A 21,483-nucleotide genomic window follows, 5' to 3' on the forward strand; every position below is an offset into this window, starting at 1 on the left:
GGTTCCGCCGGCCGCGAGCGTCGGATACGGACACACCGTGCCCTGCGAGCCTGCACAATTCGGTGGTGATCAATGACGACCCGTACCTGTGGCTGGAAGACATCGAGGGCGAGGCCGCGCTCGCGTGGGTGGCCGAGCGGAACGCCGAGACGGACGCCGCTCTGGCGACCGGAGCGGGTTTCGCCTCGCTGAAGGAGCGCCTGCTGGAGGTGCTGGACGCTCCGGACCGGATTCCGTACGTCGCGCGCCGCGGCGAGTTCCTCTACAACTTCTGGCGTGACGCCGGGCATGCGCGGGGCGTGTGGCGGCGCACGACGCTGGAGCAGTACCGTACGGACGCTCCGCAGTGGGAGATGCTCCTCGACGTCGACGCGCTCGCCGATACGGAGGAGACGAAGTGGATATGGGCCGGTGCACGGGTACGCCACCCCGACTGCGGCCGGGCCCTGGTCAGCCTCTCGCGTGACGGCGGAGACGCCGTGGCGGTCCGCGAGTTCGACCTGGGCACCCGGACCTTCGTCGAGGACGGGTTCCAGGTGGCGGAGGCGAAGACGCGGATCGGGTGGATCGATGCCGACACCGTGTTCGTCGGCACGGACTTCGGGCCGGGCTCCCTCACCGATTCCGGCTATCCGAGGACGGTTCGCCGATGGCGCCGCGGTACGCCCCTGGAGGAGGCCGAGCGGGTCTTCGAGGGTGAGGCGCGAGACGTTGCGGCCGGCGGCTGGCACGACTCCACACCCGGGTTCGAGCGGGACTTCGTCGTCAGGTCGATGGACTTCCACCACAGCGAGCTGTATCTCCTCACCCGCGAGGCCTCACTCATCAGGATCGATGTTCCGGACGACGCCGACGCGTACGCCCATCGCGAGCATCTGATCGTCAGCCTGAAGTCCGACTGGCTCGGACACCGGGCGGGCTCCATGCTGGCTTTCGGCTTCGATTCCTTCCTGGCGGGCGACCGGACCCCGGAGGTGCTGTTCACGCCGGATGCCCGGACCGCCCTGGCCGGGCACGCGTGGACCCGTCACCATCTGATCCTGGAGACGATGCACGACGTCAGCACCCACATCGAGGTACTCACCCCCACCCCCGGCGCCGGGTGGGCGCGCGAGCCACTCGCGGACGTCCCGGCGCTGTCCGCCGTCAGCGTCGTGGACACGGACCCGGACGTCTCCGACGAGTTCTTCCTCGACGTGTCGGGGTTCCTGCAGCCTTCCACGCTCTACCACGGGCGGGTCGGGGGCGAAACGGAGATCATCAAGCAGGCCCCGGCCCGCTTCGACGCGGCCGGTCTCGGAGTGGAGCAGTTCTTCGCCCTCTCACAGGACGGCACGAAGGTGCCGTACTTCGTGATCGGCCCCCACGACGCCTCCCCGGGCCCCGGCCCCGCACTCCTCTACGGCTACGGCGGCTTCGAGGTCTCGCTCACCCCCTTCTACGGCGCGGTGACGGGCCGGGCATGGCTGGAGCGCGGGGGCACCTACGTGATCGCGAACATCCGAGGCGGCGGCGAGTACGGCCCGGACTGGCACCGGGCGGCACTCGGCGCGGACCGGGTACGGGCCTTCGAGGACTTCGCGGCCGTGGCCACCGACCTCGTCCGACGAGGCATCACCACCCCGGCCATGCTGGGCGCGGCGGGCGGCAGCAACGGCGGACTGCTCATGGGCGCGATGGTCACCCGGTACCCGGAACTGTTCGGCGCCATCGTCGCCCAGGTCCCCCTGCTGGACATGCTCCGCTTCCACGAACTCCTGGCCGGTGCCTCCTGGATCGCCGAGTACGGTGACCCGGACGACCGCGCCGATCGCGTGCACCTGCGTGCGCTGTCCCCGTACCACCGGCTCGCCGCGGACCAGGCCTATCCGCCCCTGCTCCTGACGACCTCCACCCGTGACGACCGGGTCCATCCCGGCCACGCCCGCAAGGCCGCCGCGCGGCTGCGCGAACTCGGCCACCGGGTCCTGCTCCACGAGAACACCGGCGGCGGCCACGCGGGCGCGGGCGACAACGAGCAGTCCGCCCACAACAACGCCCTCATGCACACCTTCTTGTGGAGTCACCTCGCACGGCCGGCCCCATCCGTCCTCGGCTGATCCCGCAGGCCACGCCTCCCGGGCGGAGCGGCGCCCGGGACGCGCTACGACGTGCAGGCTTCGGCGATCGACAGGCTGTTCTCGTAGAGGTGGTGCCGGGTGACGCGGCCGTCCTCGACGGTCAGGCGGAGAGCGAACGGGCCTGTGAAGGACTTGCCCGTCGCACGTACGGTTCCCGACAGGTGGCCCATCAGGACGGCATCGGCGCCGTCGACGAGGAACGTGTCGACGGACGCCCGGGCGTCCTCCGGCACCGTGTGCGCGGCCAGCTCCGCGGACTGGGCGGCACATTCGGCGGCCGTGGACCGCGGGCGGATCCACGGGACCACAGGGTTCGGCGCCAGCAGCCAGTCGACCTCGTCGGCGAAAAGCGCGGCGATCCGCTCGGTGTCCCCGGCCAGCCGGGCCGCGAGGAACGCGTCCACGACGGCACGGGTGGCCTCGGCGACGGAACGCGCGTCGTGGGCCCGACTCGGCTTGCCGGAGGTGGGCTTGACGGCCATGGTGGGCTCCTTGCGGTCAGTGGGCTGCCGGCGGGGGTCCCCGTCGCTGTTCCCGATCCTGCCGCGGGGGAGCGGAAGGGTCGATTACCCCGGAGGTAATCCGCGGCCGGGCGCACCCGGCGCCGTTCAGCCGACTTCCGCGCCCAGCAGTTCCCGGAACGCCTCGGCACCCACCGGCGTCACCTTCACCGCCCGGCCGGAGCCGATCCGCCGCACCCACTGCCGCTCCAGCGACGTGGCGCACAGGGCCGCTCCCACCGCTCCGGCCAGATGCGACCGGCGCTCCGTCCAGTCCAGGCAACTGCGCACCAGAGGCCGGCGCGCACCCGTGGGGTGCCGGTAGCCCAGGGCGTCCGCCAGCCAGTCCCGGCCCGCCGGGGTGACGGACAGCCCCGCGTCGTCGGAGACCAGGCGCCGGGAGATCATGGCATCGGCCAGGGTGACACCCAGCTCACCGGCCAGATGGTCGTAACAGGTCCGGGCTCGCGCCTCGGCACCCGCCCGGCCGGACCGGCGCAGGTTCCGCGGGCGGGCGGAAGTGGCGGGGGCGTACGAGGCGACGGCCTCGATCAGGGCGGCCGCCTCCGGGCCGGCCAGCCGCACATAGCGGTGCCGGCCCTGGCGCTCCTCGGCCAGCAGACCGCCGTCGATCAGACGGGACAGCTGCTCGCTGGCCGTGGACGCGCTGACCCCGGCGCTCCGTGCGAGCTCGCCCGCGGTCCAGGCCCGGCCGTCGAGCAGGGACTGGCAGAAGGTGGCCCGGGTGCGGTCGGCGAGCAGGGACGCGGTCTCGGCGATGGAGGACATGCGGCCATGATGCCGCCACTACGGTTCGGGCTGCGCCGAACCGTCCCAGCCCTAGCGTCGGAACCATGACGCACACGACGCACGAGTTCGATCGCTTCGAGGACGTACGGTCGGCCCTCGCCGATCCGGCGCTGGTCCCGGAACGGCCGGCCGCGGCAGACGGCCCGCCCGGGGCGAGTGTCGCCTGGCTGCGCGCCACCGTGGCCCGGTTCAGCCACGGAGAGCCACACCGGCGGCGGCGCGGACTGGTCGAGGCCGAGCTGGCCCGTCTCGCTCCGGAGTCGCTGCGACAGGCGGCAGCCGTGGTGTCCGGCGACGACACCCGGGTCGCGGTGGTGCGTACGCTCGCCGTCGCGCTGGGGATGCCGCAGCCCGCAGCCGTGGCGCAGGCGGTGATCGCGGTGGCCGGGGTCTACTTCGGCGGCGAGGACGCGGCTGCTGACGAGGCGGTGGCGAGGCTGGTGAGGTGGCCGGCCACTCCCTCACAGGACGGAACCGGATCCCCCCAGGACGGACCTGGCTGCCCGTCGCACGTGCCCGGGTCCGTGCAGGGCGGACCTGGCACGCCGTCGGCCGGATCCGAGCGCACCACGTCGGCCGGATCCGAGCGCACCACGTCGGCCGGATCCGAGCCCACGACCGAACCGGTGCCTGTCCCGGACGACGCCGCTCTGGAGTCCGCAGCCAGTCGCATCGGTCTGCTGGTCCAGGCGTGTGAGGCGACGGCCGCGCTCGTCGAGACCGCGGCCGGCAACGACCGGCTTCCGCTGTCCCGGGTCCTGCGGGACCTGCCTCCCGTACGGAGCATGCGCCGCGTCGCCGTCGGAGCCACCCGGGTCGCAGGCCGGGAGATCGCCGAGGGTGACGTGGTGCTCCTCGACCTGGCGACGGCCAACCGTGCGCATCCGGTGCCGCTCACCTTCGGCGCCCCGCCCCGCGTCTGCCCCGGCCGAGCCCACGCCCTCGCGCTGGCCGACGGACTGCTCCGGCGCCCGATCACCCCGTTCGCCCGCCTGCACCGCCGGGCCCAGCCACTGCTGCTGCCCAACGCCTGGGACTACGCCTCCGCCGCCGCGCTGGCCGAACGGGGCTTCGCGGCCGTCGGCACCACGAGCCTGGGTGTCGCCGCCGCGGCCGGTGTGCCGGACGGGGCAGCCGCGACGGCCGAGGCGACCATGAGCCTGGCCCGTCGCCTCGGAAAGGGCCGATTCCTGTTCACCGTCGATGCCGAAGGCGGGTTCAGCGACGACGTGGCGGAAGTGGCCGCACTGGCACGGACCCTGTACGAGGCGGGTGCGGCCGGCATCAACCTGGAGGACGGCCGCCCCGACGGCACCCTCGCGCCCATGGAGTTGCACGCGGCGAAGATCGCCGCTGTCAAGCACGTGGCACCCGCGCTCTTCGTCAACGCACGGACCGACACCCACTGGGCGTCCCGCCACGAGGACGAGACCGCGACGCGCCTGGCCCTCTACGAACAGTCCGGCGCGGACGGGGTGTTCGTACCCGGGCTGTCGGATCCGGCCGCGATCGCCGAGCTGGCCTCGGCGCTCGTCGTACCGTTGAACATCCTGTACACCCCGGCCGGGCCCACGCTTGCCGAACTGGCCTCGCTGGGCGTGCGCAGGGTCAGCCTCGGCTCGCTGCTCTACCGCAGGGCACTGGCGGCGGCCGTCAGCGCGGCGACCGGCATCCGGGACGGGCGGCAGACGGATCCGGCCGCCCCGTCCTACGCCGAGGTCCAGGAACTGGCGTACGCCCGGCAGGCGCGGGACCCCGCTGCGGCGCCGTGAGCGCCCTGCGTCGTTTCCGCAGACGGGGGTTGCTCCGCAGTGCCGCGCCCCGCCGTGCGGGGCGTCCGGCCGGAAGGTACGGTGCCCGGACCGGCTCGGAGGAGGAAGTGGGACATGGCCAGTACGGTGACCGAGGGCCTGCAGCACATGCGCGAGGACCTGGCCGACTTCTACCGGGACCTGCACAGCCACCCGGAGCTGTCGCTGCAGGAGACCCGGACCGCCGCGTTGCTGGCGCAGCGCCTGCGCGACGGGGGCTTCGACGAGGTCGTCGAGAAGGTCGGCGTCACCGGAGTGGTCGGCGTCCTGCGCAACGGGGACGGCCCCGTGGTGATGCTGCGCGCGGACTTCGACGCGCTGCCGGTGGAGGAGAAGACAGGACTGCCGTACGCCAGCACGGTCCGCGCCGTCGACGGCGACGGCCATGACGTGCCCGTGATGCACGCCTGCGGTCACGACATGCACGCCGTCTGCCTGACAGGCGCCGCCGCCCTCCTCGCCGATGCCCGCGACCAGTGGAGCGGCACACTGCTCGTGGTGTTCCAGCCTGCCGAGGAACTGGCGGTCGGCGCCCGGGGCATGGTCGACGACGGCCTCTTCGAACGCTTTCCCAAGCCGGACATCGTCCTGGGCCAGCACATCGGACCCCTGCCCGCCGGGTTCATCGGTCACGGCAACGGGCCGGTGATGGCGGCCGCCGACTCGGTGAACATCACCCTCCACGGCCGGGGCGGCCACGGATCCAGGCCGGAGGCGTCCATCGATCCGGTGCTCATGGCGGCCAACGTCGTCACCCGGCTCCAGGGCATCGTCGCCCGCGAGGTACCGCCGGCGGAGACGGCCGTGGTGACGGTGGGGCGCCTGAAGGCCGGCACGAAGGACAACATCATCCCGGAAACCGCCGAACTGGGCGTCAACATCCGCGCTTTCACGCCTGCCGTACGCGACCTGGTCCGCAGCGCGGTGGAGCGCATCGTGACGGGGGAGTCGCGGACGAGCGGCGCGCCGAAGCCGCCGGACTTCACCTGGTTCGCCTCCGCCCCCGCGCTCGTCAGTGAGCCGGAGGCCACGAAGACGACGGTGGCGGCGTTCTCCGAGCACTTCGGCGCCCAGCGGCTGCTGCCGATGCCGCAGGTGAACGCGAGCGAGGACGTGGGTGTGTTCGGTGAGGCGCTCGGTGTGCCCACGGTGTTCTGGTTCTGGGGTGGGCTGGAGGCGGAATCGACGATCGCGGCGTTCACCGAGGGACGCGTGGACGAGCTGCCGAGCAACCACTCGTCGGCCTTCGCGCCGGTCGTCGAGCCGACACTGAGCACCGGCGTGGAAGCGCTGGTCGTAGCGGCGTTGACCTGGCTCGGCACCGTGTGACAGCGGCGCACCCACCCACCGGGCGGGGCGTTCGCCGCAGAAAACCGGCTCGACCCCGCAGCCCGGATTCAGAGATCCTCCGGTCATGGAGTTCCTCTGTTACCACCGCGACCGGCCCGGCTCCCTTCCGCTGCGTGAACAGCTGCTGGAAGAGCACTGGTCCTACATGGACCAGTATGCGAAGGAGCTGATCGCCAGGGGCCCGACCTTCGCCCACGACGACGACGAGGTGCCCACGGGAAGCGTGCACATCGTCGACCTGCCGGGCCCCGCCGCTGCCCGCGCGTTCGCCTTCGACGAGCCGAACTACCAGGCCGGCGTCTACCGTGACGTGCTGCTGCGGAGGTGGCGCAACCTGCTGGGGCGCACCATGTGGGACTTCCCCGGTGGGCACGGTGGCGGCAACCGGTACCTGGTCATCGGCCTCGGTGCGGGGGAGCCCGCCGACCTCGCGGTGCCGTCCGGCCAGGACGAGCTGATCGCTTACGGGCCGCTGCTTTCCGACGACGGTGCGACCTGGCTGGGCACGGCGGCATTGGTACGGGCGCCGGACCCGGACACGGCACGCGCCGTCCTGACGCCGGACCGGTACGCCGGGATCGAAGTGCATGCCTGGGAGTTCGGCGGACGGCGCTGACAGCCCGCAGGCGCGGGCATCCCACACCACGTCACAGCGCCGCAAGGGGCGGCGGATCCGTGGCCTCGGCTGGATGGAGCAGGACGACGGGCGGCCGGCGGAGCAGCGGGCGAAGCTGGGTTCTCCACCGGGCTCACGTCTCAGGAGTACTTCCGTGCTGCTTCCAGGCTCCCCGCAGGTCCGCCTGCCCCTTGCCGCCCTGCTGGCCGCCGCCTGCACGGCCGGGCTGATGCTTTCCCCCGCCCACGCCGCGGACGCCCCCGCCGACCACGACCGCGCGCTGCGCAGGCAGTTGCAGGAACTGACCGAAGCGCCCGGCGGGCCGCCCGGAGTGATCGCCGTCCTCGAACGAGAGCACCGCACCGAGGTCTTCCGGGCGGGTGTCGCCGACACCGGCACCGCCCGTCCGATCCGGACGACCGACCACATGCGTATCGCCAGCACGGCCAAGGCGTACAGCGGCGCGGTCTCCCTCCAGCTCGTCGACCGGGGCAGACTGCGGCTGAACGACACCATCGGCCGGGTGCTCCCCCGACTGCCGCGTGCCTGGCACCGGGTCACACTGAGGCAGCTGCTGAACCACACCAGCGGGCTGCCGGACTACACCGAGGACCCGGAGTTCCTGTCCCTGTTGGCCGCGGACCCCCGGCGCCGTTTCGACTCCCGGCGGCTGCTGGATTTCGTCGCCGCCGAGCCGCTGGCGTTCCGTCCCGGGGCCCGGTACGCCTACTCGAACTCCGACAACATCGCCGTCGCGCTGATGGCGGAGGCGGTGACAGGACGCCGCTACGAGGATCTGCTCGCCCAACTCGTCTACCGCCCGCTCCGGATGGGCAGCACCAGCCTTCCGCAGGGCTACCGGATGCCCGAGCCGTACATGCACGGCTACGACGTCACCCCGCCGAACCCGCCCGAGGACGTCAGCGAGGCGCTCAGCGCCTCGGGTGTGTGGGCGTCGGGCGGGATCATCTCGACGCCGCAGGACATGACGTCGTTCATCCGCGGATACGCCGGCGGGACGCTGATCTCCGACCGGACCCGGCGTCAGCAGCTGAACTGGGTGAACGGGGCCTCCGAGCCCGCGGGCCCGGGCGCGAACAAGGCAGGTCTGGCCCTCTTCCGGTACACGACCCGTTGCGGTGCCGTGTACGGCCACACGGGCAACTTTCCCGGGTACACGCAACTGGTCGCCGCCACACCGGACGGCAAGCGGTCGCTGACCTTCTCCCTGACCACCCAGGTGAACAAGACGAACAAGCCGGAACTGCTGCAGCGGCTGCGCACCGTGGAGGAGAACTTCGTCTGCGCGCTCCTGCGCAAGCGGTGATGGGCGGGACGAGATGCCCCGAACCCCGCGAATCCCCCAATCACGGAACCCGCGGGTGTACCCGGCACAACCATCCCTGTCGCCCGCGGGTCACACCAAGTGGGAGCAAACCGCTCCTGGAGACACAAGGGGGATATATGAGAAGCCTGCGTAATGTCGCGGTCGTCGGGGCGGTGGGCGCGCTGGTGGCGGGTGCCACGGTCATGGGCGCCACCGCAGCCTCTGCCGCACCCAACGTCACACCTCAGGGCGTCTGCGGCAGTGCCTACAAGACCGTGAACTCGGTGCCCGTCGGCTCACTGGGCACCGTCTACCTGACGTACAACTCCAAGAACGGGAAGAACTGCGTCGCGACCATCCGTACCAACCCCGGTACGGCCAAGGACATGTCCACGTACATCTACGTGCCCGACACCGACGAGTGGGCCGGGGACTCCGGGAACTACACGTCGTACGCGGGACCGGCCTACGTCTACGGCAAGGGCCACTGCGTGAGCTGGGGCGGCAACATCGCCAACGTGTACGTGTCCGTGGACAACTCCAACTGCGCCGCGCGCACGGAGCACCGGGTCACCGAAATCCGCTGACCCGGTCGCACGAAGGGATGCTCCGGCCCACGGAAGGTGCGGCTGATGCCCGCCTTCCCGCCGGGTCCCGGCCGCCGCCTCGCACATCGTCCGGTCGACGAGGTGCGAGGCGGCGGTGACGACGGGGGACCGCCTGCTTCTCCTGCGGAACCGTCGTCTACAGCTCGTCCCGCGCGCCCGGTCGAGGTCGGTGTCGAGCACGACGGAGAGCTCCGGGGCGAGCAGAGCGTCGGGGCCCAGCGCTTCGCGGGCTTCCGCCGTGTGCTGGGTGGTGACGAGATAGGGGTGGGCACCCAGCGCCCGCCCCGCCGCGAGCTTCAGCATCTTCGGGCCGAGCGCTGCCGGCACACGATGTCCGGGGTCCACCGGCGAGGTGGCGGAGTCCAGCGCGTCGAGGCAGGAGACCATCGCGCTGTACGGCTTCGCGTACTGCGGCACCATCGGGCCGTGGCTGACACCCAGGCCGAGGACGAGGCGCCCGCGGGCGTCCGCGTCGAGCTTCGCGATGCGAACCGCCACATCCGCCGCGGGGTGGTCCCGGATACTGAGGATCCCGGTGGCGAAGGTGAGGGAACGGGTGGCGTCGACGAAGGCGGCGGCGTCGTCGGGAGAGCGCTGCTTCCGATCCAGAGCGTGCCGTACCCGAGGTCTTCGAGCTCGGTGACCGCCTCCGTGATGGCCGCCTTCCCCGCGTCGTCCGCCCGCGACCGGTGCAGGGCCCCGCTCCAGATGCCGATCTGCCCGAACGCGCCACGTGTGTCAGAAGTCATGCTGTGATCAACAGCGAATCGCGCCGACGGTTCACACGCGGCGGGCGATGCCCCCGTCCGGCCGTCAGAGGGTGTTGTTGGCCAGGGCCAGAAGGCGGCCGCCGTCACCGCTGAACCGGTCGCGGTCCACGGCGCCGGAGACCCCGCCCACCGAACCGGAGTCGGTGTACTGCCAGAAGGTCCAGTACGGAAAGCCGCCCGGGATGGAGGGACTGGAAGCGCCGGTCCAGTGCGCGACGAACAGAGGACTCCGGGCGGACATGCCGCTCCAGCCGCCCGTGCAGGTGTTCCACCAGCTCGGACCGGTGTAGATGACGACGTCACGCCCGGTCGCCGCCTTGTACGTGGTGGAGAAGTCGAGGATCCACGACCGCATGGCCGAGACCGACTTGCCGGAGCAGCCGCCTTCGAGGTCGAGCATGCCGGGCAGCGTCAGGTCGTCCCGCGACCAGTCCCCGCCGTTGCCGGCGAAGTACTTCGCCTGTGCCGCGCCGCCGGACAGACCGGGACGGGCGAAGTGGTAGGCGCCTCGGATCACCTTCGCCTGGTGGGCGTGGAGGTAGTTGGCGCTGAACGTGGGGTCCTTGTACGTGGTCGACTCCGTGGCCTTGATGTAGGCGAACTTGACGCCGGCCGACTTCACCGACGACCAGTTGATCGTTCCCTGGTAGTGGGAGACGTCGATGCCCGCCTGGGTGGCCTGAGTGGTCGCGCTGCCCTCGGCGTCGAACTCCATCTGCCGCGTGTCCGCCGTGAAGCTCTCCGCGTCCGCAAGATACCCGGCGCCCATGTATCCGTCGCCGAGGGGGATGGAGCTGCCGGAGGGCCGCGGCACTGCTGCCGCGGTGCCGGAAGGAACTCCTGGACCGAGGACCATGACCAGGCTGAACGCGCCGGCCGCCATCAGCTTGCGCCGCATGGATCCGGGGCGGTGGATTCGAGATGACAACGCGGTCCTCCTGGGTGAAGGACGAATTCGGGAGCCGTGCGCCGCCTGTTCTCGTCCCGCCGACGTCACGTCCTGATGCAAAGAGTTACGAACGAGGAGGGGTTCGTCCCCCGGCGCGCCGCGGACGGGCGTCCGGCGTGGCATTCGGATGACCCGCGTGCGGGCGCGATGCGGGGGCACGTGCGGAAAAACGGCATTGCATTCCGGGTGGTCCGCATGGATGCTGACTGGCCGGAGGCGATGAAGATGACCAGCGTGGTGTTGAAGCTGTCGGTGCGCGACCTGGTGCATGCGGACCTCGCGTCCTGCGGGTGGTCGGGGTCCGCACACCATCTGGCCGGTGTCGCGACGCAACTGGAGCGTGTCCGGCTCGGCGAGGCCGACTACCTGGCGGTCTGCACTCCCACGGACGTTCCCGTCGCGAAGGCGGGCATCGACTACCGGGTCAGGGCGGGCGTGGGCACCCTCTGGCAGCTGGCAGTCCACCCGGCCCTGCAGTCGTGCGGGATCGGCACCTTCCTCGTCGAAGCCGCGGAGCTCCGGATGAGGAGTCGCGGTCTGCGCCACGCCGAGCTCGGTGTGGAGGAGAGCAACCCCAGGGCCCGGGCCCTGTACGAACGCCTGGGCTACGTCGCGTACGACCGCCGCCCCGACGCGTGGGACGAGCAGGCGCCGGACGGATCGCTGCGCCGCTACGAGACGATGTGCACGCTGATGCGCAAGGAACTCCCGTAGGTCCGGCCGTTCGAGGGGCCCGTCCACGAACATGTGGCCCCGCGGGCAAGCCGGCGAGTCCGCACATCGCGGCGGAGCCGGTGCTGAACGGCCAGGATCACGGACGGCGTGCCAGGAAGACGAACTCCCTGCCCGGCCGGTCGGGTGCATCGCGGACTTCATCCACCACGTACCCTCGCGCGATCAGGTCCTGCTCGACCTCCTCCCGTTCCCGGAAGCGGAGCGTCGAGTCCGACGTGAGGACCTGCCCGTCCGCCGCGAACCCGTAGGTCCAGCGGAACGTCACCAGCGGCCCACTGACTTCGACCAGTTCGACCCAGCTCTCGACCGGGCCGACGGCCGGGACCTCCGTCACGCGGTACGAGTGCTCGCGGGTCCACTCCTCCCAGGCGCGAACGGCCGGATCGCGGGTCTCGAAGACCAGGCGCCCACCGGGCCGTAGCGCTTCGTAGGCTCCCCGCAGCGTCCCCTCCCAGGCTTCCGGGGCCGCGATGGCCTGGGCGACGTTCGCGGTCATCGTCGCGAGATCGACCTGGAGCGGGGGGAGGCCCGTGGCGTCGCCATGGATCCATCGGACCCGTGCACTGTCCTGCTTGGCCCGGGCCACTTCGAGGGAGGCCAGGGCGGGATCAATGCCGACGACGTCGATCCCGCGGCCGGCCAGAAGGAGCGCGAACACCCCTGTTCCGCAGCCGATGTCCAGAACACGGCGTGCCCCGGATTTCTCCGCGATCCTGAGATACGCGGTGAGATCGGTGCGGTCGGGATCGAGCACGTCGTAGAGCGCGGCGAGTCGTGGATGGGCGAAGCAGTCGTCAGCCATGCGTGCGAACGTACGCAGAACAGGGCCCGGACAGCCACCGGGTTTCACCCCGGCGACGGTCGTCGGCGGCACGCGCGGCGCGCCGCGGGGAAGGCGTGCGGCGGGGACGGGTGGCGACGACAGCCCGGCGCACCTCCCACGCGCGGCAGGAGGGGAGGATCGCGGAGGCGTGCCGGCGGCGCACCTCGGAGCTGCGGCACGGCGCGGCCAGAGCCGGAGGGCTGCCATTCCTCGACCGGGCACCAGGCCGGCGCGGGCCGTGTGGCCTCCGGCTCGGCACAGCCCAGGCGGGCCGGCAACGCGACGTCGATGATCTTCTCATCAGGCTCAGGCAGTTCGTCCTCGGCCGCGCCGGCGGCGGTCCAGCCGCGGGCGAACTCCAGGGCGTCGAGCAGGTCCTGGTGGACGCCGTCCGGGATCGGTTCGGCGCGGGCAGCCGGATCGGCCCCGCGCTCGGCGCAGAAGCCGGACGCCGTGGCCGGCACCGGCCGCGGCCCGGTGGGCGGAAAACGGAAGCCTTCCGCTTCCTGTCGAAGATCACCGGCACACCTTAGGCCCGAGGTCCGCTCTGCGTCATCAGGTCCGGACGGGCCGCGGCGCGGGGGGAGCCGAGGGCACGGCGAAGGCCGGCCGGCCGGTCCCTTATGGACGCTGTCGCGGTGATCGCCCCGCCGGACCGGCCGCAACACTCCGTCAATCTCTGGTGGCAGCGGGCTTCGGCATGTAGCGTCTTTTCCAGATGCCGTGGTTCCCCAGCTGCCCGCGCTCCGCCGCGGGCGCTTTGCTGTGCGGGGCCAGGGCATTCGCGGGTCCGTGTGGTGCGGATCCTGGAACGAACGAGAGGCACCGGCATGGCCAGCGGAACCGTCAAGTGGTTCAACGCCGAAAAGGGTTTCGGCTTCATTCAGCAGGACGGCGGCGGGCCGGACGTCTTCGCGCACTACTCGAACATCAACGCCACCGGCTTCCGTGAGCTTCAGGAGGGTCAGGCGGTGACCTTCGACATCACGCAGGGTCAGAAGGGCCCGCAGGCGGAGAACATCACGTCGGCCTGACCTTCAAGGGGTGACGCGGGCCGCCGGAGCACGCTCCGGCGGCCCGTCGGGCGTTCCGGAGCACCTGCACGCGGACACGCGCCATCGACGGCCTTGACTTAGAGCGCGATCCAGCACCTAGCGTCACCGTCATGACGACACCTCAGCACAACATCGGCTCGGGTTTCGGTGCTCGCAGCACCACGGACGAGGTACTGAGCGGCATCGACCTGTCCGGCAGCACAGCGATGGTCACCGGTGGATACTCGGGGCTGGGCCTGGAGACGACACGAGCTCTGGCTGCGGCCGGTGCCCGCGTTGTCGTCCCCGCCCGCCGGCCGGCGGCCGCCCGGAAGGCGATCGAGGGCATCGACAACGCCGAGACCGACGACCTCGATCTCTCCGACCTCGACAGCGTCCGCGGCTTCGCCGAGCGGTTCCTGGCCTCGGGGCGCACGATCGATCTCGTGATCAACAGTGCCGGGATCATGGCCTGCCCCGAGACGCGCGTCGGCCCGGGCTGGGAGGCTCAGTTCGCCACCAACCACCTCGGTCACTACGCGCTGGTCAACCACCTCTGGCCGGCCATCGCCCAAGGCGGCGCACGGGTGGTCGCCGTGTCCTCCGGCGCCCACGGGATGGGCGTGCGCTGGGACGACCTGCAGTTCGAGCGTGGCTACGACCGATGGCAGGCCTACGGGCAGGCGAAGGCTGCCAACGTGCTGTTCGCCGTGCACCTCGACGCACTCGGCCGCGACGCCGGAGTCAGGGCGTTCGCGGTGCACCCGGGCAGCATCCTCACCCCTCTTCAGCGCCACCTCGCCAAGGCGGACATGGTGGACGCGGGCTGGATCGACGAACACGGCAATCCGACCGATCCCACCTTCAAGACCCCGGCACAGGGCGCCGCGACACAGGTGTGGGCGGCGACCTCGCCCCGGCTCACGGGCAAGGGCGGCGTGTACTGCGAGGACTGCGACGTGGCCGAGCCGGCCCGTGACGGCACGGAAGGCGGTGTGCACGCACACGCGACCGACCCCGAGCAGGCCGCCCGCCTGTGGGCGCTCTCGGCCGAACTCACGGGCGTCGACGCCTTCGCGGCGGCCCGCTGACCGCACCGCCTCGTACACAGCGGGCCATCGCGCCCGGCCACAGGAAGCGGAGAGCCTCGAACGGCCGTCGATATGATCACGGCCATGACCGCACCGGAACCAACCATCGTCGCGACCTCCGGCGGACACCGTGCCGGAGGACGTACCAGTGTGATGTTCGATGCCCTCGTGCATCACGCCGTCGACCTCTCCGGGGCGCACGGCCGGCGCCCGCGTGTCATGTACGTCGGCACCGCGATCAGGGACGCCGAACACTTCACGGCCCGTGCGCATGCGCCCGAGGCCCACCGAAGTACGCCGAACGATCGAACAATGTGCGGTGAAAGTTCGTTCGGTGGGTGCTTTGGTGTAGCGTCCGGAGAGTGATCGGGGAGGTTTCTGGTGTCTGAACTGTTCGATGCGGTCGATGCGCTCATCGCGGACCACTCACCTCTCCCGCCGCCGCAGGAACGGGAGCGTCTGCGCAAGGCTCACGGTCTGACGCAGGAACAGGTGGCCGCCGCCCTGGGTGTGCGCAGGGCGACCGTGGTGAGCTGGGAGAACGGCAGGACGGAACCGCGCCCGCCACAACGCGAGGCCTACGCCCGACTGGTGAACAAGCTTGCCGAGCTGTACCCCGAGGCGCCTGCCCCGCCGACGGCGCCGGCGGGCGGCCCGGAAGCACCCGCGGCACCGGAAGCACCGGCACCCGAACCGCTGTCTCCGACGCCACTCGCACCCGCGCCCGAAGTGCCCTCCGCGGCCGCACGGGCACCCGCGCCCGCGTCCGAAGTACAGCCTCCTCCGGCCCCTGGCCGGGCCACGGCGACCCGCACGGCCTCACGACGTCCGGTTCCCGCGAAGACCGCCGCGTCACAGGCGGGGACCGATCCCCGTTATGCGAACGGCCCCCTGGCCGTCCTCGACGTCGAGGAGGGGCATATGGCGGCGTACTGCGTCGGCGGCCTCGTCCTGGACGTGCCCGCCAAGTCCGCCCCCGCCCTCGTCGAGTGGGTTCTGAGCGAAGCGAGGCTGGGCGCTCCCCGGCTGAGCCGCAACGGCAAGGACGCCGACCCCCTGATCGTCCTGACGCCCGCCGCGTGCGAACGCTACGGTCTGCCCCCGCAGCTCAGCGAGGAGGAAGCAACGACAGGGCGGCTCCCCGCGGACCACCGGGTGATCCAGCAGCTGGCGCGGGCGAACTGGCAGCTCACCCGCCGGGGTTTCGGCCCGTGGGCCCGTATCTACCGCCCCGCCCAGGGCGGCAACCGCGCCTGCGTCCAGCTGTGCATTCCGTCATGGAACGCGCTCGACGCCCGCAGCTGGGGCAGTGCCGGGCAGCTCCCGGCCCCCGAACTCGCACGCCTCCTCGGCACCTACGCGACGCGTGTGATCACCCCCCGCGGTTCGACAGCGGTCACCGGCCTGGAGCTGATGACGGCGCTGCACCCGCCCACCCGGGCGAGCGAACCCGACCGCGCCGGCAAGCGGCACAGCGAGCACAACCCCGGCTCCCTCGGCAACGACCCCGTGGACTGCGCCCCGTGCGAAGCACCCGACGGGCACCCGCTCCTGGCCGATCTGCCGCGCTTCCATCAGCGCACCCCGGATCAGATGCTGATGGAAGAGGCGTACGACTGGGCGCGCCCGCTGACCGACGAAGAGTGCACCAGACGGTACGTGGTCGGCATCGACGTCAACATGGCCTTCGCCGCCGCCGCCAACGGCACCACGGTGGGCCTCGGTGCACCCACTCACCTCCAGCACCCCGCCTTCGACCCGAAACTGCCCGGCTCCTGGCTCGTCGACCTCTCCCACATCGAGCTGGACGACCGCCTCCCCTCACCCTTCACCCCCCGGGGCGACCGCCCCACCGGGCCCGCCTGGTACGCGACGCCGACCGTGGCCTACGCCGTCGAACTCGGCTACCGGGTCGCCCCGTCCGAGGCCTACGTCCGTCACGACAACGGCCGCTACCTCGACGGCTGGTACAACCGTCTCCGCGACGCCTACATCGCGACGATGGCCGACCTCGGCGTCACCACCGGCCTCTCCGCGGCCGACTTCCTGGCAGCGATGGACGGCTACAGGGAGCACGATCCGCAGATGGCGACCGTCCTGACCGCGGTGAAGGCCACCGTCAAGGGCGGCCTGGGCAAGCTCCGGGAACGCCCCCGGGGCGAGGGCTGGAAGCCGGGCCGCCCCTGGAGGGCCCTGTCCCGCCCCACGTGGCGTCCCGACATCCGCGCCGCCGTCATCTCCAAGGCCCGCACCAACATGCACCGCAAGATGCTCAAACTCGCCGACGCCACCGGCCAGTACCCCATCGCGGTCCTCTCCGACTGCGCCGTCTACGCCAGTGACGGACCCGGCCCCCTCGACTTCCTCCCCTACGAGGGCGGCAAACCGCTGCCCGGCGGCTTCCGGCTCGGCGTCAGCCCCGGGATGGTCAAGCACGAAGGCACCCAGACCACCCTGTGGGCCGAAAGCGTCCACGAGGAACACGGTCAGGACGAGAACCTCGCCCGGTACATCAAGGACGGCCACGTCACCCGCACCGACAACGGGGAGTAACCGATGGGAAAGCTCGGCGACGGTCTCGACAAGGCCGTCCACGAAGCGTTCACCCGCCCGATCCCCAAGTCGGCCGGGGCTCGCATGCGCTACCTCGTCGGACAGCTCAGATCCACCAGGGCAGCCGCCCAGCAACTGGGGATCAGCCAGCGCACCGTCGAGCGCTATGTGAAGGACCAGATCAGAACACCACGCAAAGACCTCGCCGCACGCCTGGAACGCCAGGTCGCCGCACGCTGGCAGCCCCGGATCCGGGCCCGGGCCAAGCAGAGGGCCGCCACCACCCACGGAATCGTGATCGACACCCGCGCACGCTTCGGCTACACCGCCGCCCCCGGCTCAACCGACGACGCCCGGCTGCGCCATCTCACCGTGGCGCTCCCGCCCACCTACGCGGCCCGGCTCTTCGACGCACGAGACCAGGGTGCCACCGACGAGCAACTCCAGAACATCGCGGCCGAAGCACTGCAGGAGACCTACTTCAAGGACGGCGGCCGCAGGGCGTCCGGGCTCCTGGTGGAGTACACCGACGTCGAGCACATCGAGTTCGGCCTGTAGGTACGGCTGCCGCGCAGTTCAACCGGATCCTCGGCCGGGTCGCGCTTCGGCTCATGTCCCCCTCGGCACCTCGATGTCGTAGACCAGCGCGTACACGATGTCCCGGGCCTGGCGCAGGTCGTAGCCCGTCGCGTCCAGGATCACCTTGAGGGCCCGCATGGTGTCGCCGCCCAGCATGAACATGCGCGCGTCGGCCTGTGCCTCGGCCGGAACCGGCAGACTGCGGGCTCGTCGAGGATCCACGCTCCGCGGGATCTTCGGCAGCCCGCCCTCCTTCTTCCTGCCCCCGAACACTTCGGTCCCCAACTCCTCATCCGTACGAGCTGTTTGTGGAGCGCATTCTATGCGGACGGGCCCGCGGGCAGATTTCCGCGTCCTCGCCGAGGCCACCAGCGGCGGTTGCGTCAGGAAGACGTGAGTGAACGCGGAATTACGGGGCACGAGGATGTTCGCGACAGGAACCGTGTGGCTGTCAATTTCAGGTCAGCCAGGTAGTACCGGTCGATTGCGATGAAGTCGCTGCAGAGCGACGTCCTCGCAATCGCCTAAGAGACTTGATGATGGGAACTGACATGATTCTTCTCGGTGCGATACTGCTCATAATCGGCCTGCTGGTCGGTATGTCCTTGCTGACGACCATCGGCGGGGTGCTCGTCGTGGTGGGTGCCGTTCTGTGGATCCTTGGTGCCAGTGGGCGCAAGGTCGGCGGACGCAGGCACTACTTCTGATCCCCCCCCGCCGGCAAGTAACGGCTGAGGACAGTGATGTGCGGGTGGGCCGCGACGATATGCCGTCGCGGCCCACCCGCACGTGACCGGTCATTGTTCCGGAATGGGCAAAGGCGAATTGTTTATGGAAGGCGCGCGCCGAGGAACGGGCTATGCGCCGTCGTTGCCCTCGCGCAGGGAATGAATCATGCTCTGAAGGATCCGGAAAGCGCCCGACTGCTCGGTCCCGGTCAGGCCGGCCAGCATTCTGACCTCGACGGCCCGGACCGCGGCGGTCGCCTTCTCCAGGCTCTGCCGGCCGCTGGGGGTGAGTCGTGCGGGAAGGACCTTCCCGACGGACGCCTCGGCGGGCCTGGTCACATAGCCGTCTCGTTCCAGGGCTTGGAGCAGCACGTTCATCGACTGCCGTGTCACGAACGCGCCCCGCGCGAGCTCGGAGTTCGACAAGCCCGGCCGTTGAGCCAGCAGCTCGAGGCAGGAGTAGTGCGTCACGCTCATCCCGAGCGGCCGCAGCACCTCCTCCATGGCTGCGCGCAGGGCGCTCGAAGCCTCTTTCAGCAGATAGCCCAGTGATTTGTCCAGGTCGATGCCGGCGCCGCTTTGACTCATGTCAGTATTCTGACATACCGTGGCCTGTGTCAGGAATCTGACACGGAGAGAAGGAGCATCACCATGCCCGCCACCGGCCCCGACTTCATCTCGCTCCAGGCGCGCGACCTCGCCGCTTCGCAGGCGTTCTACGAGCAGTACCTCGGCCTCGTCCGTTCACGGACCGGACCTCCGCACGCCGTCGTCTTCGAGACGAAGCCGATCGCGTTCGCACTCCGCGACGTCATTCCCGGCACCGCTCTCGAATCCGTCGCGCAGCCCGGCATCGGTGCGGCGATCTGGCTCCACGCCACCGGCGTCCAGGCCATCCACGATGATCTCGTCGCCGACGGTCACACCATCGTCTCCGCACCGGTCGACGGCCCCTTCGGCCGGACATTCACCTTCGCCGACCCCGACGGCTACCACGTCACGCTCCACGACCGCACCTGATGCGCCGCGACGGCACCGGACTCCGCCCACCCGTTCACGCGGGCCCGGCCGCCTCCTCGGTGACCGCGATGCCCAGTTGGCCGGCCACGGTGGTCAGGGCCGCTCCGAGCGGGAGCGCGATGCGGGCGACGGCGTGCCGGTCGCCCCGGGTGAGGTCCCGGTTCACGATCAGTACGGGTTTGCCGTCCTGAGCGGCGTAGCGGACGAACCGGAGCCCGGACATCACGGTCAGTGAGGAGCCCAGGACCAGCAGCGAGGCCGCTTCACGGACCAGGCCGCGGCAGTGCTCGACCCGCTGTGGGGGCACGGCCTCGCCGAAGAACACCACGTCCGGTTTGAGGATGCCGCCGCAGTCCGTGCAGGACACCACATGGAAGTCCCCGACCTGGTCGTCGGTGAGGTCGGCGTCACCATCCGGATTGATCGCGGCGGCCACCGGCTCGAAACCCGCGTTGGCTTCCTCCAGCCGCCGGGCAAGGTCGCGGCGCGGGCTCAGGGCACCGCAGGAAAGACATACGACCCGTTCCAGGCTTCCGTGCAGTTCCACCGCGTCCTCGCTGCCCGCGGCCTGGTGCAGCCCGTCGACGTTCTGGGTGATCACACCCGAGAGCAGGCCGTGCCGCTCGAACGCGGCCACGGCCCGGTGCCCGGCGTTCGGGCGGGCCCGGCCGAACGTACGCCAGCCGAGGTGGCTGCGCGCCCAGTACCTGCGACGGGCCTGGGCGCCGGCGGTGAAGTCCTGGTACGTCATCGGAGTGTGCCGGCTCAGGCTCCCGCCCTCGCCCCGGTAGTCGGGGATGCCTGACTCCGTGGAGATGCCCGCCCCGCTGAGCACCAGCACGCCGCCGGTGCGGAGTGCATCGGCGACCGGCTCCAGGTCGGTGGTGGCAGGAGGCAGATCTTCGGTGGGGGCCCAGCTCAGAGTGGGGCGCATACGCATCTCTTCAGGGTACGGAACGGGCGGCGGCACCCGCTCGCCCGCCCACCGGCCCCATCCGCCCGCTCAGCCACCGCCCGTCGTGACAGTACGTATACGGCCCATCGCCCGAAGTGTGCGAGGAGTGGTCCTCGACCCGGTGCGGCGCGCCTCAGCCGAGGCGACGGCCACAGGGGGAGGATCGGCAGGGCCGGCGGGCCCGGTCACTTCGGGACGGGCCGGCCGCCACCACACACACCGCGTGGAGAGGCCCGGCCTTGACATCATCGAGCGACGCCCCGGACGACGGCCGCTACGGGGAGGCGTTCTTCCGTCCCGAACAGGCGGGGGAGGGGGAGCGCATCGATTTCGGGGCCCTTGCCTACGACGGCTTCACCATGGCGCGTCTGCGGGCCGTCGGGGCCGGCCCCGGCTGGCGCTGCCTCGACGTCGGTGCCGGTACGGGCACGGTGTCCTGCCGGCTGCTGCGGGAGGCCGGAGTGGAGAGCGTGCTCGCCGTGGACCGCGACGTACGGTTCCTCGGCGACCGGTCCTTGCCCGGGCTCGACGTCCGGGAGGCTGACATCACACTCCCGGACTTCGCCTCCGGCCGGTTCCGGCTCGTCCACGCACGCTTCGTGCTGATGCACCTGCCCGAGCACGAACGCATGATCACGGCATTGGCCGAACTGGTCGCGCCCGGCGGAGTGCTGGTGCTCAGCGATGCGGTCGACCTGACGAGTGACCGGACGCCCGGCACGCCGTACACCGCGGTGATGCGCGCCATGTGGCAGGGCCTGCGCGCCGCGATCGGCACCGATATCTCCTGGGTTCCGTCGTACCCGCAGCTGCTGCGCGGGGCGGGGCTCACGTCCGTCGCCGCCGAGATCCACGTGCCACCGCTGCTGCCGGGCAGTGCCATCAGCCGCTTCTGGGAGGACACATGGGAGCGCGGCAGGGCCGCGATGCTCGCCACCGGTCTGGTCGACGATGCGGCCGTGGACGCGGCGGTCCGCTACGTGAGGTCGGACGAGTGTGCCGCCTTGTCGGCCGGCATGCTCACGGTCTGGGGGCGGAAACCCGCGGAGGGCGCGGCATGAGGCGCCCGGCGTCGCGCCGCCGGCTGCCGCGCGCGGGTTGAAG

General features: G+C 71.1%; 22 protein-coding genes and 2 pseudogenes. 15 read left to right on the top strand and 9 right to left on the bottom strand.

The genetic code is table 11. The features are described from left to right. The first annotated feature begins 65 nt into the window (after positions 1-65). A complete protein-coding gene (locus OG959_RS37995; protein WP_326665951.1) occupies positions 66-2,099 on the top strand; it encodes a prolyl oligopeptidase family serine peptidase in 2,034 nt (677 codons plus the stop codon). Positions 2,100-2,143: 44 nt separating this feature from the next. On the opposite strand, the gene OG959_RS38000 is transcribed toward OG959_RS37995, so the two are convergent. Further along, positions 2,144-2,602: a nuclear transport factor 2 family protein gene (locus tag OG959_RS38000; RefSeq protein ID WP_326665952.1), complete on the bottom strand. Its 459-nt coding sequence runs from the start codon at positions 2,600-2,602 to the stop codon at positions 2,144-2,146. Positions 2,603-2,728: 126 nt separating this feature from the next. Beyond that, positions 2,729-3,409 carry an ArsR/SmtB family transcription factor gene (locus tag OG959_RS38005; protein WP_326665953.1) on the bottom strand — a complete coding sequence of 227 codons (681 nt, stop codon included), beginning with the start codon at positions 3,407-3,409 and terminating at the stop codon, positions 2,729-2,731. 65 nt (positions 3,410-3,474) lie between these two features. On the opposite strand from OG959_RS38005, the gene OG959_RS38010 reads away from it, so the two are divergent. The 5 genes from OG959_RS38010 (at position 3,475) to OG959_RS38030 (ending at position 9,121) form a co-directional block, all read left to right on the top strand. Then, positions 3,475-5,202 (top strand): isocitrate lyase/PEP mutase family protein, encoded by a 1,728-nt coding sequence (locus tag OG959_RS38010; protein WP_326665955.1) that lies wholly within the window; start codon positions 3,475-3,477, stop codon positions 5,200-5,202. A gap of 114 nt (positions 5,203-5,316) precedes the next feature. Continuing rightward, positions 5,317-6,570: an amidohydrolase gene (locus OG959_RS38015; protein WP_326665956.1), complete on the top strand. Its 1,254-nt coding sequence runs from the start codon at positions 5,317-5,319 to the stop codon at positions 6,568-6,570. Between the two features lie 85 nt (positions 6,571-6,655). Continuing rightward, positions 6,656-7,207: a YciI family protein gene (locus OG959_RS38020; protein ID WP_326665957.1), complete on the top strand. Its 552-nt coding sequence runs from the start codon at positions 6,656-6,658 to the stop codon at positions 7,205-7,207. A gap of 154 nt (positions 7,208-7,361) precedes the next feature. After that, positions 7,362-8,534 carry a serine hydrolase domain-containing protein gene (locus OG959_RS38025; RefSeq protein ID WP_442805715.1) on the top strand — a complete coding sequence of 391 codons (1,173 nt, stop codon included), beginning with the start codon at positions 7,362-7,364 and terminating at the stop codon, positions 8,532-8,534. A 137-nt stretch (positions 8,535-8,671) separates the two neighbouring features. Beyond that, positions 8,672-9,121, top strand: a complete 450-nt coding sequence (locus OG959_RS38030; RefSeq protein WP_148015772.1) for a spore-associated protein — start codon at positions 8,672-8,674, stop codon at positions 9,119-9,121. Between the two features lie 162 nt (positions 9,122-9,283). Here OG959_RS38030 and OG959_RS38035 read toward each other — a convergent pair. Together OG959_RS38035 and OG959_RS38040 are read right to left on the bottom strand one after the other, a co-directional pair. After that, positions 9,284-9,891: pseudogene (locus OG959_RS38035) on the bottom strand (LLM class flavin-dependent oxidoreductase); the annotation flags it as partial. A 64-nt stretch (positions 9,892-9,955) separates the two neighbouring features. Then, positions 9,956-10,795: a GH25 family lysozyme gene (locus OG959_RS38040; RefSeq protein WP_326666842.1), complete on the bottom strand. Its 840-nt coding sequence runs from the start codon at positions 10,793-10,795 to the stop codon at positions 9,956-9,958. Positions 10,796-11,056: 261 nt separating this feature from the next. On the opposite strand from OG959_RS38040, the gene OG959_RS38045 reads away from it, so the two are divergent. After that, a complete protein-coding gene (locus tag OG959_RS38045) occupies positions 11,057-11,575 on the top strand; it encodes a GNAT family N-acetyltransferase (protein WP_326665961.1) in 519 nt (172 codons plus the stop codon). 97 nt (positions 11,576-11,672) lie between these two features. Here OG959_RS38045 and OG959_RS38050 read toward each other — a convergent pair whose 3' ends face one another. Together OG959_RS38050 and OG959_RS38055 are read right to left on the bottom strand one after the other, a co-directional pair. After that, positions 11,673-12,398, bottom strand: a complete 726-nt coding sequence (locus OG959_RS38050) for a class I SAM-dependent methyltransferase (RefSeq protein WP_326665964.1) — start codon at positions 12,396-12,398, stop codon at positions 11,673-11,675. 44 nt (positions 12,399-12,442) lie between these two features. Next, the gene (locus tag OG959_RS38055) at positions 12,443-12,883 is read right to left on the bottom strand and encodes a hypothetical protein (RefSeq protein ID WP_326665966.1); all 441 of its coding nucleotides are present in this window, start codon (positions 12,881-12,883) and stop codon (positions 12,443-12,445) included. Positions 12,884-13,249: 366 nt separating this feature from the next. On the opposite strand from OG959_RS38055, the gene OG959_RS38060 reads away from it, so the two are divergent. The 5 genes and pseudogenes from OG959_RS38060 (at position 13,250) to tpg (ending at position 17,655) form a co-directional block, all read left to right on the top strand. Continuing rightward, positions 13,250-13,453, top strand: coding sequence for a cold-shock protein (locus OG959_RS38060; RefSeq protein ID WP_136326921.1), 204 nt, complete (start codon positions 13,250-13,252; stop codon positions 13,451-13,453). 131 nt (positions 13,454-13,584) lie between these two features. Continuing rightward, positions 13,585-14,544, top strand: a complete 960-nt coding sequence (locus tag OG959_RS38065; protein ID WP_326665971.1) for an SDR family NAD(P)-dependent oxidoreductase — start codon at positions 13,585-13,587, stop codon at positions 14,542-14,544. Between the two features lie 84 nt (positions 14,545-14,628). Further along, positions 14,629-14,811: pseudogene (locus tag OG959_RS38070) on the top strand (peptidase E); the annotation flags it as partial. Positions 14,812-14,925: 114 nt separating this feature from the next. Beyond that, positions 14,926-17,097, top strand: coding sequence for a telomere-associated protein Tap (gene tap / locus OG959_RS38075; protein WP_326665973.1), 2,172 nt, complete (start codon positions 14,926-14,928; stop codon positions 17,095-17,097). Positions 17,098-17,100: 3 nt separating this feature from the next. After that, positions 17,101-17,655, top strand: a complete 555-nt coding sequence (tpg, locus tag OG959_RS38080; protein WP_326665975.1) for a telomere-protecting terminal protein Tpg — start codon at positions 17,101-17,103, stop codon at positions 17,653-17,655. A gap of 51 nt (positions 17,656-17,706) precedes the next feature. On the opposite strand, the gene OG959_RS38085 is transcribed toward tpg, so the two are convergent. After that, positions 17,707-17,961, bottom strand: a complete 255-nt coding sequence (locus OG959_RS38085; RefSeq protein ID WP_326665977.1) for a hypothetical protein — start codon at positions 17,959-17,961, stop codon at positions 17,707-17,709. 266 nt (positions 17,962-18,227) lie between these two features. Between OG959_RS38085 and OG959_RS38090 the strand changes: the two genes are divergently transcribed. Then, entirely contained in the window at positions 18,228-18,383 is a 156-nt protein-coding gene (locus tag OG959_RS38090; protein WP_306106244.1) for a hypothetical protein, read from the top strand. Positions 18,384-18,533: 150 nt separating this feature from the next. Here OG959_RS38090 and OG959_RS38095 read toward each other — a convergent pair whose 3' ends face one another. Then, positions 18,534-18,992, bottom strand: coding sequence for a MarR family winged helix-turn-helix transcriptional regulator (locus OG959_RS38095; protein WP_326665979.1), 459 nt, complete (start codon positions 18,990-18,992; stop codon positions 18,534-18,536). Between the two features lie 63 nt (positions 18,993-19,055). On the opposite strand from OG959_RS38095, the gene OG959_RS38100 reads away from it, so the two are divergent. Continuing rightward, positions 19,056-19,424 carry a VOC family protein gene (locus OG959_RS38100; protein WP_326665981.1) on the top strand — a complete coding sequence of 123 codons (369 nt, stop codon included), beginning with the start codon at positions 19,056-19,058 and terminating at the stop codon, positions 19,422-19,424. Between the two features lie 34 nt (positions 19,425-19,458). On the opposite strand, the gene OG959_RS38105 is transcribed toward OG959_RS38100, so the two are convergent. Then, complete coding sequence (locus tag OG959_RS38105) at positions 19,459-20,364, bottom strand: NAD-dependent protein deacetylase (protein WP_326665984.1); 906 nt, start codon at positions 20,362-20,364, stop codon at positions 19,459-19,461. 254 nt (positions 20,365-20,618) lie between these two features. Here OG959_RS38105 and OG959_RS38110 point away from each other — a divergent pair, with 254 nt between their 5' ends. Continuing rightward, complete coding sequence (locus OG959_RS38110) at positions 20,619-21,440, top strand: class I SAM-dependent methyltransferase (RefSeq protein WP_326665986.1); 822 nt, start codon at positions 20,619-20,621, stop codon at positions 21,438-21,440. Positions 21,441-21,483: the final 43 nt, after the last annotated feature.

Source organism: Streptomyces sp. NBC_00385 (assembly GCF_035917155.1).
In the GTDB taxonomy this organism is placed as follows: domain Bacteria; phylum Actinomycetota; class Actinomycetes; order Streptomycetales; family Streptomycetaceae; genus Streptomyces; species Streptomyces poriferorum.